Genomic DNA, 13,142 nt, shown 5'->3' on the forward strand with positions numbered 1-13,142 from the left:
TATACTGCTAAATAAAGGAAGTGGTTGTATGGGAAGGAAGGTGAGGAGCGAGCGCGACATCTTTTCCGGAGAAAGAAAGCCGGAGAAGAGCTGCACGGTCATCGTTGATATGATGTAGCCCGAGGTTTTCGCAAGGTTATTCATCCGCTGAGAAGGAGAGGGAGAAAAATGATTTTACATACAGATGTGACAGGACAAGGAGCACCCCTTGTATTCCTTCACACAGGCTTACAAACGGGATTGACCGATTTTGAACAACAGGCTGACTTCTTCAAGGGGGCGTACCAGATCATCCGCCCCGATCTGAGAGGGCACGGTTCATCCGTATCTGATGAGTATGAGAATTTCTTTGAAGACTCGGCGACGGATCTTGCCGAGACGATTGAGCATCTGGAGGTGGGCCCCGTACATCTTGTCGGTTGCTCCCTTGGGGGGCTAGTGGCGCTGTTCTTCGCAAAGCACTATCCCCATTTGATCAAAAGTGTCACCTTATCAGGGATCACGCCTGAGAAACCAACCAATTGGTCGGATCTTCATCGTCAAGATATGGACATGCAAAAAGGGCTGTTGGAAAATCAGGAGGCGTGCCAATATTTCGATAGGCTTCACCGATCAGATTGGAGGAAGCTGATTCAACTCGGTTGGGATGAGGACTGGTATCCCTTCCATGAAACAAAGAGTTTCAAAGGCATCGGTGCACCCATCCTGTATATGGTAGGAGAAGGACAGCCGGCAGAAAGAAAAGGAGCACTCTATTATGCTGAAGAACAAGTGAGGATCGCGGTCATTCCGTTTGCCTCCCATCTTGTCCACAGTGAGCAGCCGCACCTGTATTCCCTGACCCTAGAACAATTCCTTTCTCGCGCAGACGGGCTGTAAGGACAGGAAGCATATGGTAGAATAGGATAAATAGACTGATTTTTTAGACAGGGAGTGCTGACTATGGAAATGCCCACTGCGTCCCGGCATGAGATGGGGATGGAGGTTCAGGAATTGACTAAGACCCTCATGATCTTCCAGCAGATGGAGCCTCTCCTTTATACCATCGGCCGTTCCTATGGTTGTGGGGACGAGGAGATTGCACGTATCCTTTTTAACTGCATCTTTACGCTTCACGATCAAAAGAAGAAGCATGGCGGGGAAAAGGACCGAACTGCGCTCATTGCTCTGTTCATGAAAGAATGCAGGGGGATTGTCAGGCCAGTGGAGGGGGATGAGTTCCCTTCGGTAATCAGCAGGATGAATGAGAGTGAACGTGAAGCGGTTTTACTTGTATATGGCATAGGTCTTTCAATAGGAGATATTTCTTCGGTCATGAAGAAGCCGGAGGATGAAGTGAAGGAAGACCTCCTCAGGGGGATCCGCTTCATTCGTAAACACCCCGATGTGGAAGGATGTCCTGAGTACCATCGCCTGTACGTGGACTATCTTGAACGCAGCATCGAGCGCACGGAGAAGGTCGCATTTGAAATGCATATTCACCAGTGCCCTGGGTGTCAGGAAGACCTTGCCACGTTTCAGGAGACGCTCCTGGAATTACGGGAATTCTTTGAGCAGAGCCATGTTCCGGAAGGGTTCCGGCTGAAGCTTGATGGGCTGATCGACACGGAGCTGGAGAAACGAAAGAAAAAGAACAAAAAGCGTAAGCGCACGGGCATCATTGCCTTGGTCGCGGCTTTTCTATTACTATTTACTGGTTTTGTGACAGATGGATTCGCCTCGATCTACTATACATATGCAGACTGGAAGAATGACGAAGATCCTCTGCTTCGGGAGTTCTATCAATCTGGAATCGGTGAACGCCTGAACCTTATAGCAGAAGATAATGGTGTGAAAATCACAATCAAGACCGCCATCGCCGATGAAATCCAGACGCTGATTTATTATGAAATTGAGGATATGGAGAACGACAGGCGGTTGATGGTGGATACGGAAAATGGGTTTACTATTGAAAATCAAATTGACTTCCTGAATGGCGAAGGAAGGGGCATCTTTATGGAAGAGGGGAAAAATGAGGAAGGAAATGGTGGAAAAACGAATGTCTACGAAGGGACCTTCTCACTTCCTCCGATCGTGGATGACACAAAGGATGCCTTCATAAAACTCAACCTCAACCAGCTTATATCCGTACCTCCGGATATGAGCACTCCTTTTGATATATATGAACTCAATAGTGAAGGACTTGAGATGACCAGTGGAGATTGGTCATTTGACATTCCTGTTGAAAAGCATGAATCCAAGGTCATGAAGCTCAAGCAGGGAATTGAGGTTGAGGGGCTGCCTGTCAGGCTTGATGAGCTGATCATCGCGCCTACAACGACTGCTCTTAAGTATAGTATCCCTGAAGGAGAAGAGGAAGAACCCGCGTTGCCCACTTTCCAGCTGCTCTTTAATTCTATCAAGACGAGAGAAGGGGCCGCTTTGGTGAACTGGTATAGCTGGCCGGTGTACCTCGAGAATGACAATGATTCTTGGGGCTCTTACCAGCAGAATTTCACTTCGCTTTATTTTGATGAGTTGGAAGAGCCTGAACTTGTGCTCTCAAGTCTTCAGGTGCATGTGCCTGAAAGATTTGAGTTCAAGGTTGATCCCGCCAAATCGTTCCCTCAAGTCCATGAATATGGAGGTGGAACCATCGTAGTGGAAGAACCGCCAAAAGATCGTCCATGGGAAGTATCTATGAACATGCCAGTGACGGATAAGAGGGACTTTGATTCAATCTACATCCAGTCTAGAGAAGAATCCGAAGGTGGCGGGGATATATGGAATGATGGCGAAATAAAGACCATCTACGTTGATAGGGATGGAAAAGAGGTTGAAGAAGGAGAGTGGGACTTTAAGGAGATTAGGGAAGGGAATTACCCACGTTCACTTTCAGTGAAGCAAACGTTCAAATTGACGAAACAAGGGGAGCCGGATACTGAGCTCAGGCCTACTGAATTTGAAATCGACGGATATGATAAAGACGTTTTCCTGGATAACTCAATTCCCCTGGAGCTGAAAAAAAAGTGAACGCTATTGAAAAAGAAGGCCTCCCGGGGCCCTCTTTTTTCACCACATGGCTTCTTCTTCACTTGTAAGGGTGTAGAATGTTGGCATCCACGTGAGGACCGCAGCAAACGTAACGAGCTGGATCGATACGATGATCGACGCAGGCAGGGATAATCCGACAAGCGGCAAGCCGATCACCAGCGGGATCATGGCAAGGACGCTCATGTGGTTGCGCGAGCGCCGCGACAGATACTGAGTTGCTCCACATTCCGGACAAGTGATGGAATGCTTGAAGGTGAAGATCTTCTTGAAGGTTTGTTGCCATGTCCATTCCGTGTTGCAGTGTTGACAGACGGGCATGAGATCACTCCTTTCGAAAGATAGTTTTATTTTACCATAATATGGAGGCGGTTGTGTGGATTTTCGGAAAGTCTATCCTGACGATGCAGAGAAGATCGTTAGACTGATGAAGGAAGTAGAGAAGACTTCTCCGTATATGATGATGGAGGGAGGAGAGAGGAAGACGACGCCCGAGCAGTTCAAGACATTTCTGTAGCGGATCGGTAACTCTTCCACCATACTGTCTGCGGAAGCATCCGGTGAGTTTGTCGGCTACATCATGATCATGGCCGAGTCAACGAGGAAAACGTCCCACCGGGCATATATGGTGATCGGTATCCGGAAAGACTGGCGCGGCAAAGGGCTGGGGAAATCACTGATAAGGGAAGGGATAGAGTGGGCAAAGGAACGATCCCTCACCAGGCTTGAATTGACGGTCGTCACCGATAATGAACCGGCCATCGCCCTTTACCGGAAGATGGGGTTCGAGATCGAGGGGACAAAACGTCAGTCATTATACATCGACGGGCAGTATCATGATGAATATTATATGGCACAGCTATTGGAGGCTTGAATATGTTTGTAGTCAATGTGGAAGGAGCAATCCGCCGTGGTGATCGCTGGCTTATGATAAAAAGGAGCGATAAAGAAGAGCATGCTCCGGGCGCGCTCTCCTTCGTGGGAGGAAAATGTGAACGGGAAGAAGCATCCGCTGATATTCTTGAGCGAACGCTACAACGGGAAATCTATGAAGAAGTGGGTGTCAACGTTACCGACCTCCACTATGTAAACAGTTCGATTTTCCAAACGGCATCTGGCATTGATGTGATTGATGTCGTCTACATATGCACGCTTCAAGAAGGAGAAGCCTATCCCAAGAGTCCCGACGAAGTCGATGAGGTGAAATGGATGACAACGGAAGAAATCCTGGCGCATCCAGGAATCCCCGATTTTCTCATTCATAATATCCAACAGTGTGAGGCGGTATATCGCTCTCGCTTCAGCGGAGTCCATCACGATGCTCATCGATAAAGATGTTCCCGCTGCTTGTGACAACGGCATAGTTGATGTCAATCAAGGAAATCCCCCTGTCCCTGCAAATAGATTGCAATTGTTCACTGTGTGGTGGGATGAGGTTCTCCGTTGCTTTCCCGTCCATGAGTATTCCCTGTTGGTGGAGGTCCCATGTACCCACCCCTGATTATTTTAACTATTATGTAAATGATTGTGGGTTGTATGGTATAATTTTCTTGCATGCAAAAGCATAGCCCTAATGATAAAGGAGGCGTTCATGATGAAATCGATTTACACTCATGGGAAAACGCCCCGTGCGCTTTCCCTCATCTGAAAGGGGAACTTGCATTGAAATCAGTCAAATTGGTCGAAGTGAATGAAGAAAATTGGTATGAGTGCTGTCAACTGGAGCTTACGGAGGAACAATCCTCCTATATGGAGTCCAATGCCGTCTCCATTGCACAGTCCAAATTTGAGCCCAGTCTTAAACCATTTGCCATCTATGAAAAGGAACAGATAGTCGGCTTCCTTATGTTCAACACGGAACGGGAAGAACTCGACGGCTACTGGGTATACCGGATCATGGTCGATCACAGGCATCAAGGAAAGGGCTTCGGGAAGCGGGCAACGGAAGAAATGCTCGCCATCATGTCGGAGCTTCCAGGGTGCGAGCGCATCGTCGTCGGTTACCATCCGGATAATAGGGGTGCCCATCGTCTTTATGAAAGCCTTGGCTTTATAGATGAAGGGAATCGGTTCGGGAAGGAAATGGCTGTCATCTACCAGGTGACTTCATAAAACAGAAAACGTCAGGGTCTTGATCCTGGCGTTTTCTGTTTTATGAAGAAGGGAGGAATGATAATGGAATTCATACATTGGTTGTTTCTTGTTTTATTATTCGGTTTGATTGTCCTTTTTTTCGTCTCCTTCACGCTGTTCATCCGGCGTATGGTGTATCGGTCGATGGCGAGGAATGAGCGGATCGATGAGGTGGAGGCGAAGCTTGATCGGATCCTGGATCATCTGGAAAAGCCGAATAAGTAAAAGCGGGTCAGTGCTGCTGACCCGCTTTTGGTTTTATATAGAGAAGATCAAATGAAATGGCAAATCAATCATCGAGTCAGAAATATCTCGGAAGCTTTCCCCCGTATCATCGCCAATCAACAGGCGGCTTGTTCAACTGAACGACTACCCCAAGCTCTTCCCCTGCAGCAAACATGAACTCCTTCCTGAAGAAATAACTTTCATGCGCCACAATCTGATGGTTTTCCACTTCCTGCACCTGGATATCGTGTAGCTCTCCTTCGTCGGTGATGACCACGATGACGTGCCTTCCCCAAAGCGTCATCCGTTTTGCAGTGTGTCCCGGCAGCCCGAACCGCATGGATCCTTTCTTCATCTCTGCTTTGGAGTATTCCTGGAAACCGAGGAATGCTTCATTGTGGGCGGTTGAACTGAAGAGGCTGAGGAGCTTATCGAGATTCCCGGTATTGAAGGCTTCAAGATAAATGTCCACGGTCTGTTTCGTTTCGTTGTCCATAGTCATCACGGGTTTCACTTCCCCTGATCGATTTTCCTTGAGGTTTTGCCTGGCACGCTGGAGGGCGGCATAGATACCGCCTCTTGTCGTATGGACGATACCAGCCGCTTCGTCTGCGCTGAATCGGAACACATCCACAAGAAGAAAGGCCGCCGCCTGCTTCGGGGTGAGGGATGTGTGGACCCTCATAAGGGCTTCTTCCAATTCTAGACGGTCCATTGGAGGCACATCGCTGATATCATCTTCAAGAAGGATTCCCACTCCATGTTTCCGCTTCCTGCACTGATCAAACCACGCATTCGTGGCTATCCGGAATATATACGATTTCTGATCCGTCACATCACTCCAGCGTTCTGGAAGCATCCCGAATGCTTTAAGTAATGTTTCCTGATACAGATCTTCACCGTCCCATGGGGATCCCGCGATATAGGTGCAATATGACCACAGGTCGCTTGAAAACGTCCCTACCATGGTGGAAAAAGCATCCCGTGCCATCCTTGTTTCTTCTATCATATTCTGCGCGATATCCTGCTTCATAGTTTCTCCTCCTCTTCCTCTTCCTCTTCATCTACTCATCAATATAACGTATCAACGCTCGGAGATTATACGGGGTATATGAAAAATGTTGAACGTTTCCCTGCTTAGTTCAACGACGAGTACCTTTGTATAGTCACTATCATAGCAGGCAGTGGTCCTAGGATTGAATATTTTCCTGAAATATATATGAAGTTTTCATAAGATAACGAGTGGGATAAAGGGACCAAGATTAAAAGAGATAAACAAATGGGGAGTCAGAGGTTTAGGGAGCTTATGAAGAGACTTCTATCCAGGTTTCGTAAATCGCTTCCTCTTGGTCAGGTGGGGACTGAGAGTTGGCCTCTTGAATGCCATTTCCATCCTGGCGGTCGCCAGCTTCTAACAAAAGGCACGGAGGGGATCCCTCCGTGCCTTTTCACGCTGCGGCTCCATCGGTTAGCATGAGGAGCCGGACGGCACTGAGCTGTGCCAGTCGTTCCCTCGATGCTGCCTGTTGGAAAATCGCGGCGCTCCTTGCGTTGAAGAGAGGGAACGCGAGTTCTCCTAACAGTTCGCATCCCCATAGTCTAGCGGTGATGGAGAAGAAACGAATAGTCAGGTATCATAAGAGTGGGGCCCTACGGGGGTCCTGCTCTTTTTTTCTGTTTTTTGTGGTAAGCTTGGGATATAAAGGCACACGGAAGGAAGGGGATTTTCATGGGGAATTACTCAGAAGAAAAAGCATGGAAAAGAGCAGAGAAGATGGGAAAGGTGAATTATTTACTCTTAATGGGCATCCTGGCGGGTGGAGGAGCGTTCTTCGGCTTGTCCGTTTTATTGGCTTATGTCCGTGGTTCGGATATTGATCTGTTTCAGACGTTCCTATCTGCCCTTTCCTTTGGGGTGGTGTACGGATATTTGTCCTGGAAGTTCACGAAGAGAAGGTATGAGAAGAAGCGGTAGCCATGCGCCTCTGTTGGGCTGAGGGGCCGCTGAGCATGAAATCCTGATGTTGCAGGCAGGGGTTAATGAAGCATCAGTCTTTCCTCATCAGCGACCCTTCATCGGACGATCTAATTCCTATTCCATCTACGATGCTTTCCCTGATATCTTCTTCATCCTCAGCTTTCAATAAGTTTTTGATATCCACACGTTTTGCATGCTTCATGGCATCCTTATAGCCATCCATATCATTGTGATGGACTGTCTGATAATCAGATTGCCCGATGACGTACAAACATGCCAGCGTATCTCCCGTGGGTGATAGCTCTTGATTGACCGCGTTGATGAGGGGAACGGATGCCAGAAGCTTTTCTCCTGGATCTCCTTGATTTTCATCATACATAAACAATGCCACATTCCCATCATGGACAAAAGGTTCTTCAAGCACTCCGGAATCGTCGGCATCATAAAACCTTGTAACGTGGGTCTTATTAAACCCATATAGCTTGAGCTCATCCGCTTCCTTGGAATGAGAAAGATCCGAATTGAACGATTTGAGCGGCTCCCCCATGGCAAAATTGTCACCTTCAACTTCCAATCGGATCATTTTTTTATCTGTCCATACTTCGAACACTTCAAAGGGTTGATCGGTTAGTTGTACGGTGTAGATGCGATTGTGTTTCTGTTTTTTGCAATCATCACATCTGCTCTCAATGATTCTACTATCCTCTCCATATTTTTCTTTGACATAAAGGGCAACCTTCTTTTCATCCGTCTGATAGTTGAGTAGGAAAACCATCGTTCCGGCAAGCAGGAGTATAAGGGACAGGCCGATTTTTCACTTTTTCATGAACACACCACCGTTTGAAATTTACGTTGCTAATAAGTGTATCATGCTTTCCAGCTATTCATTCTACCTATGAAAATAGAGGGTTCTATTCGAATCATGGGAATGACGTAGCTGTTCCTGTTTGGAAACATGGTGAAGGAAGAGGAGGGCAACGAAAACATCACGGTGTGTAGCCAAGTCAGAAACATTGCAGAACAAAAAAACGCAGGAGTGCATCCTGCGTTCGTTTATCTCTCAAGTCCACTGGCATTCTCGACATGAGTCTCGGGTTCAGGGTGAATAAAGATGACGGCTTTCTTGAATTCCTGCCTGATCCGGTCTTCAATGCGATCGCATAGCTTATGGACGTTTTCAATGCTTTCTTTGGACGGCACGACCATGTGGAAGTCGATGTATTCGATGGCCCCTGCACGCCGCGTACGGAAGTCGTGGACCTGGATGTATTCATCCTGAAATGAATCGATCACATCCAGGATCACCTGCTCCTCTTCATCGGATAGACGGGCATCGATGAGGGGTGGGAAGGCTTCTTTCATGAGTTTCGTTGCTTCAATCATGATATAAATGGCAAGCCCGATCCCAATCAAGGGATCCAGGAACGTCCATCCCGTGACGGTGACGAGGAGTAGGCTCGCTGCGACTCCGAGGGAAGTGAATACATCTGTAAGCAGGTGGAGTGCATTCGATTTCATGGCAACGGAATTCACCCTCTTGGCTTCACGGTTCACAATCCTGGAGACGATGAAGTTGATGAGAGCGCCGAGGACCATGACGCCTACGCCCAGTATCGGAAGCTTGATTGGTTCAGGGTAGATGAGTTTATGGACACATTCATAAATGATCCAAATCCCTGCTACATAAATCAGCAGTGTCTCGATTGTACCTGAAATGTTTTCAACCTTCCCATGTCCATATGGATGCTCCGGATCAGCAGGCTTTCCGGAAATGCGGACGGAAATGAAGGCGATGAGGGAGGCGATGAGATCCAATGAAGAGTGAATCGCCTCTGATATGACAGCGACGGAACCGGTGAGGATCCCGACGATGAATTTTAGTAGTACGACAAAGGAATTACTGAGCACGGATAAAAAGGCAATGCCCGAGGTATTTTTCAACTATCTTCACCCTATTCTATTTTCTATGTTTCTATCGTACCAAGCCCGGTGCGAGTGGGTCTACAGCAACCTTATTTGAAGGAGAAACATATGTTTTGACCGGTGAAAAGGGTTGGATGAAGGAAACTTTATAGGCTGAGGAGAAATGCAGACGGTATAAGGCACGAAGCATATTTTTTAGTGAGAAAGGGTGTTTGGGATGAAGCTTGGAAATGTGGGTGTTTCTAATAAAAAAAATATCGTTCAGCTCTCTCGTGAAGTGGGATGGGACTATAGTGAAGAAGATGTGGAAGAGGTGTTCAAAAGCGGAAGCATGGTTGGTCATCGTCTGGATTCCGGTGAGGTCATTTCATCAGCGGCCCTGTTCCCATATGGTGATGAGCTTGCCACTCTCGGTGTGGTCATCGTCAACCCGGCGTATAAGGGAAGAGGACTGGGGCGAGAGCTGGTGGAATCTGTGCTTGCATCTAAGGATGAGCGATCGATCCTGCTTGTTGCTACAAGGGAAGGGAAACCCTTGTATGAAAAAATGGGGTTCAGGGAAACCGGGATGATTACGAAGTATATCGCTTCTACTTTTCATCCAGCACAGATTCAGCATGAGTTATTCTTAGCGCCGATGACATACGAGGATATTGAAGAGGTGGCAAAGTTGGACACTCAAGCATTTCGTGGAGATCGAATCGAGATGCTCAGAGCACGATATGAACGGTCGATTTCAGCCGTCGTACTAAGGGACTCCCTTGGGAGGATGATAGGATACGGGATGTGTGTGCAAGGTTCCTTCCACCGGGTGGCAGGACCTGTGGTCGCACCTACTGCATATGAAGCGGCGGGAATCCTGCAAGAACTTTTGGGAAGGGGAGAGGGAAGTGTCCGGTTGGATACATCTATGGATGACGAGGTCTTTCACAAGTATTTAGATGAATTCGGTTTTGTGGAAGACAGTCATTCCCCGATCATGGTACTAGGTGAAGATGTCCTCTCTGCGAGGAATGGGATGTTATTCGCCCTGGCATCCCAAGCCTTGGGTTAGAAGGATCGTCTGCCATTCCGCCTGTTTCAAGTCATGAAAAATGCCCCGACAATCCCGGGGCATCTGATGTTTTATATTATTTCAATAGCTTCAGCAGTTCTTCGTTGCACTTTTCCTTCTCATCATACACAAGACCATGACCGCTCTCTTCAAATGGAATCAGCACGGCATCATTTAATTCTTCGACTAAGCGTTCACTGAAGGCATAGTCACAGATCTGGTCTTGCTTTCCGTGCATGATCGTGACGGGAACAGACACAGAAGTCAGCTCGCTGCGAAGGTCTTCGTCCCGTAGAGATTCTGCGCAGGCAATTGTGCCGTGGGCAGAAGCCTCAAGTCCAAGACCGAGGAACCATGCATCCATCTCATCAGATGTCTCGCTGTAGAAGAAATTCCCGCCAAAGTCTTTCAGTGCCGCCGGTCTGTCCGCTTTAATTCCTTCAATCAGCTCATCGACCCCTTCTTTCTTCATTCCATACGGGTAGCCGTCCCGCTGGGTGAAAATTGGGGCTGCAGGTCCCATCAGGATCAAACGCGACAGTTCTTTTCCTGCAAATTTGCTCGCATAGCGGATACTGATCGGTCCACCCATGGAGAAGCCGGCTAGATAAAAATCTTGAAGTCCCAGCTCCTTAACGACTTTTTCGATATCAGAAGCGAGGGTGTCGTAGTCGTATCCGAAGGCAGGTTTGTCCGATTTACCGAATCCGCGAAGGTCGATCCCTATAAAACGATAACCTTTCTGAGGTAATTCGTTCATTTGATATTCAAACATTTTATGATTCACAGGCCAACCGTGGATGAAGACGATCGGTTGACCTTCCCCGATATCTTCCACAAAAAGATTGACATCCTTATCTACAGTGATATATTTACCCATTTCTACATCATTCTCCCTTACAGTTAATGGTTTAACTTTTCCCTCAAGGCAAGCCGATTAAACAATCGGGCTCTTTAGAGCAGAAATTCCAGTTGCAATCCCCGCCCGATTTTACTAAAGTATAGAGTTAGACAGGTTTTATAGAGGAGGACCCGAAATTGACAATATCCAACCCTGAAACGATGGTTGCGACAATACATGGATTAGATGACAGAGGCTCGGGCCGTGCCAGCGTATGGCGCGAAAACGAGCTTGGTAATAAACGAAAATTGAAGCTCACAATCCCTCAGACCCTTCCTGGTGAAGAAGTCCAGGTGACGGTGGATAAGCCGGAGAAAAAGCGCTGGAGGACGATGCCGCAAGAAATTATTACGCCAAGTCCCGAGCGGACAGCCCCACCATGCCCTCACTTCGACCGCTGCGGCGGCTGTGTGTGGCAGCACTGGGAGTACGAAGGCCAGCTTAAAGAAAAGACCAACCACGTTAAGCATGCCCTGGAAGCAGAAGGATTCGATCCTGTCTTGGTGAGGGATGCCATGGGAATGGATAATCCTTGGCGCTACCGCAACAAAATGGAATTCACCTTCTCCAAAGAAGGAGAGCTCGGACTGCATGAGCAGGGAAACTTCCGCAAGGTCATTTCCCTTGAAACGTGCTTGATCGCCAGCGAACAGATGGTGGAGGCGGCAATGGAAGTCGCCGCCTGGACCAATGAACACGGTCTGAAAGGATACGACAAAGAGGCGCATGAAGGCCTCCTTCGTCACTTGATGGTCCGTCAGTCCTTCGCTACAGGTGAATTGATGCTCGGTGTGTTTGCTACGGAAGCCCCGACAGGTGATCTTCAGGCGGCCGTCGATGATCTGAAAACACGAATCGAAGCGAAATTCCCTCATGTGAAGAGCCTTCTGTGGATGGAAAACACCGATTGGGCAGACCGTACCCAAGCGGAAGAAATCCATGTCCTTGCAGGTCGGGATTTCATCTATGATGAGATGGACGGGTACCGCTTCCGCCTGTGGTTCGATACGTTCTTCCAAACGAACCCGACACAGGCACAGAAGCTTGTGGACCTCGCCATTGAAATGGGCAAACCGAAGGAAACGGAAAAAATGATCGATCTCTTCTGTGGAGTCGGCACATTCTCCCTTCCATTCGCAAGCCGTGTCGGTGCCCTTGCCGGCATTGAAATTGTGGAAAGCTCCATCGAGTCGGCGAAACGGAATGCAAGTGACAATCATATCTCCAATACAACTTTCCTTGCGAAGGATGCACGAAATGGAATCGATGAGATTCTTGAGAGTTTTGGACGTCCTGAACTGCTCCTTCTCGATCCGCCGCGCTCAGGTGCAGGCGGTAAAGTGATGAGACGGATCGGCCGTGCCCAGCCGGAAAGAATCGTCTACGTGTCTTGCAATCCGGATACATTCGCGACAGACGTCAAAGAACTTGAAGCTTTCGGATATAAGCTCGATGATGTACAACCAGTCGACCTGTTCCCGCACACGGTGCATGTGGAAGTCGTCGCAAGTCTGAGTAAGTAACTTGATAAGGAACGGGGCTGGGGCAAACTTGTCTTAGTCATAGGGAAACCCGAATTCATTGGCCAATAAACAGGCATATGAATTCGGGTTTTTGATTTGTTCATAACAACATATGAATTTCATTGGTTCCAGCGGTTGATTGGAGTGCAAGACGCAGACTCCTGCGGGGAGAGTAGCTGATGTGAGACCCCGCAGGCTTGCCGAGGAGGCTCACGGGCTACCCGCGGAAAGCGAAGTCTTGCACGGAAATTATAAGCGGCATTAAGAACTTATATTGATGATGTTCGTCATGAAATGGCACCTCTTTGGTTTTGTCCCAGCCTTTATTTCGAAAAAGAAATGAACCAAAAGGGGAGTGATGGTAAACTTTAACTA

At 48.0% G+C, this 13,142-nt stretch carries 16 protein-coding genes; 10 read left to right on the forward strand and 6 right to left on the reverse strand.

What is annotated here, in order from left to right; genetic code table 11:
- Positions 1-168 precede the first annotated feature (168 nt).
- On the forward strand, positions 169-879 hold the full coding sequence (locus ABJ225_RS08805; protein ID WP_347319651.1) for an alpha/beta fold hydrolase: 711 nt from the start codon (positions 169-171) through the stop codon (positions 877-879).
- Positions 880-942: 63 nt separating this feature from the next.
- On the forward strand, positions 943-3,012 hold the full coding sequence (locus ABJ225_RS08810; RefSeq protein ID WP_347319653.1) for a DUF4179 domain-containing protein: 2,070 nt from the start codon (positions 943-945) through the stop codon (positions 3,010-3,012).
- 39 nt (positions 3,013-3,051) lie between these two features.
- Here the strand turns inward: ABJ225_RS08810 and ABJ225_RS08815 are convergent, their stop codons facing one another.
- On the reverse strand, positions 3,052-3,351 hold the full coding sequence (locus ABJ225_RS08815; RefSeq protein WP_218247019.1) for a TIGR04104 family putative zinc finger protein: 300 nt from the start codon (positions 3,349-3,351) through the stop codon (positions 3,052-3,054).
- 55 nt (positions 3,352-3,406) lie between these two features.
- Here ABJ225_RS08815 and ABJ225_RS08820 point away from each other — a divergent pair, with 55 nt between their 5' ends.
- From ABJ225_RS08820 to ABJ225_RS08830, 3 genes are read left to right on the forward strand one after another with little or no spacing between them, the layout of a single operon-like run.
- Positions 3,407-3,547, forward strand: coding sequence for a hypothetical protein (locus tag ABJ225_RS08820; RefSeq protein WP_347319655.1), 141 nt, complete (start codon positions 3,407-3,409; stop codon positions 3,545-3,547).
- Positions 3,548-3,568: 21 nt separating this feature from the next.
- Positions 3,569-3,904 (forward strand): N-acetyltransferase family protein, encoded by a 336-nt coding sequence (locus tag ABJ225_RS08825; RefSeq protein WP_481900614.1) that lies wholly within the window; start codon positions 3,569-3,571, stop codon positions 3,902-3,904.
- A 2-nt stretch (positions 3,905-3,906) separates the two neighbouring features.
- Positions 3,907-4,362 carry an NUDIX hydrolase gene (locus tag ABJ225_RS08830; RefSeq protein WP_347319658.1) on the forward strand — a complete coding sequence of 152 codons (456 nt, stop codon included), beginning with the start codon at positions 3,907-3,909 and terminating at the stop codon, positions 4,360-4,362.
- On the opposite strand, the gene ABJ225_RS08835 is transcribed toward ABJ225_RS08830, so the two are convergent.
- Complete coding sequence (locus ABJ225_RS08835; protein ID WP_347319660.1) at positions 4,331-4,489, reverse strand: hypothetical protein; 159 nt, start codon at positions 4,487-4,489, stop codon at positions 4,331-4,333. The two genes, ABJ225_RS08830 and ABJ225_RS08835, sit on opposite strands and share 32 nt — an antisense overlap.
- Positions 4,490-4,692: 203 nt before the next feature.
- On the opposite strand from ABJ225_RS08835, the gene ABJ225_RS08840 reads away from it, so the two are divergent.
- Both ABJ225_RS08840 and ABJ225_RS08845 read left to right on the forward strand, forming a co-directional pair.
- Positions 4,693-5,142 (forward strand): GNAT family N-acetyltransferase, encoded by a 450-nt coding sequence (locus ABJ225_RS08840; RefSeq protein WP_347319662.1) that lies wholly within the window; start codon positions 4,693-4,695, stop codon positions 5,140-5,142.
- A 63-nt stretch (positions 5,143-5,205) separates the two neighbouring features.
- Entirely contained in the window at positions 5,206-5,388 is a 183-nt protein-coding gene (locus ABJ225_RS08845; protein WP_347319664.1) for a DUF4083 domain-containing protein, read from the forward strand.
- 106 nt (positions 5,389-5,494) lie between these two features.
- On the opposite strand, the gene ABJ225_RS08850 is transcribed toward ABJ225_RS08845, so the two are convergent.
- Positions 5,495-6,421 (reverse strand): sigma-70 family RNA polymerase sigma factor, encoded by a 927-nt coding sequence (locus ABJ225_RS08850; protein WP_347319666.1) that lies wholly within the window; start codon positions 6,419-6,421, stop codon positions 5,495-5,497.
- Positions 6,422-7,117: 696 nt separating this feature from the next.
- Here ABJ225_RS08850 and ABJ225_RS08855 point away from each other — a divergent pair.
- Positions 7,118-7,363, forward strand: a complete 246-nt coding sequence (locus tag ABJ225_RS08855) for a hypothetical protein (protein WP_347319668.1) — start codon at positions 7,118-7,120, stop codon at positions 7,361-7,363.
- Between the two features lie 73 nt (positions 7,364-7,436).
- Here the strand turns inward: ABJ225_RS08855 and ABJ225_RS08860 are convergent, their stop codons facing one another.
- Positions 7,437-8,141, reverse strand: a complete 705-nt coding sequence (locus ABJ225_RS08860; protein WP_347319670.1) for a hypothetical protein — start codon at positions 8,139-8,141, stop codon at positions 7,437-7,439.
- Between the two features lie 278 nt (positions 8,142-8,419).
- Entirely contained in the window at positions 8,420-9,307 is an 888-nt protein-coding gene (locus ABJ225_RS08865; protein ID WP_056534333.1) for a cation diffusion facilitator family transporter, read from the reverse strand.
- Between the two features lie 199 nt (positions 9,308-9,506).
- Here ABJ225_RS08865 and ABJ225_RS08870 point away from each other — a divergent pair, with 199 nt between their 5' ends.
- Positions 9,507-10,343, forward strand: coding sequence for a GNAT family N-acetyltransferase (locus ABJ225_RS08870; protein ID WP_347319672.1), 837 nt, complete (start codon positions 9,507-9,509; stop codon positions 10,341-10,343).
- Positions 10,344-10,419: 76 nt separating this feature from the next.
- Here ABJ225_RS08870 and ABJ225_RS08875 read toward each other — a convergent pair whose 3' ends face one another.
- The gene (locus ABJ225_RS08875; protein WP_347319674.1) at positions 10,420-11,223 is read right to left on the reverse strand and encodes an alpha/beta fold hydrolase; all 804 of its coding nucleotides are present in this window, start codon (positions 11,221-11,223) and stop codon (positions 10,420-10,422) included.
- 182 nt (positions 11,224-11,405) lie between these two features.
- Here ABJ225_RS08875 and rlmD point away from each other — a divergent pair, with 182 nt between their 5' ends.
- On the forward strand, positions 11,406-12,767 hold the full coding sequence (gene rlmD / locus ABJ225_RS08880; protein ID WP_347319906.1) for a 23S rRNA (uracil(1939)-C(5))-methyltransferase RlmD: 1,362 nt from the start codon (positions 11,406-11,408) through the stop codon (positions 12,765-12,767).
- The last annotated feature ends 375 nt before the right edge of the window (positions 12,768-13,142 follow it).

This window comes from Rossellomorea sp. RS05 (assembly GCF_039822645.1).
Lineage (GTDB): Bacteria > Bacillota > Bacilli > Bacillales > Bacillaceae_B > Rossellomorea > Rossellomorea marisflavi_B.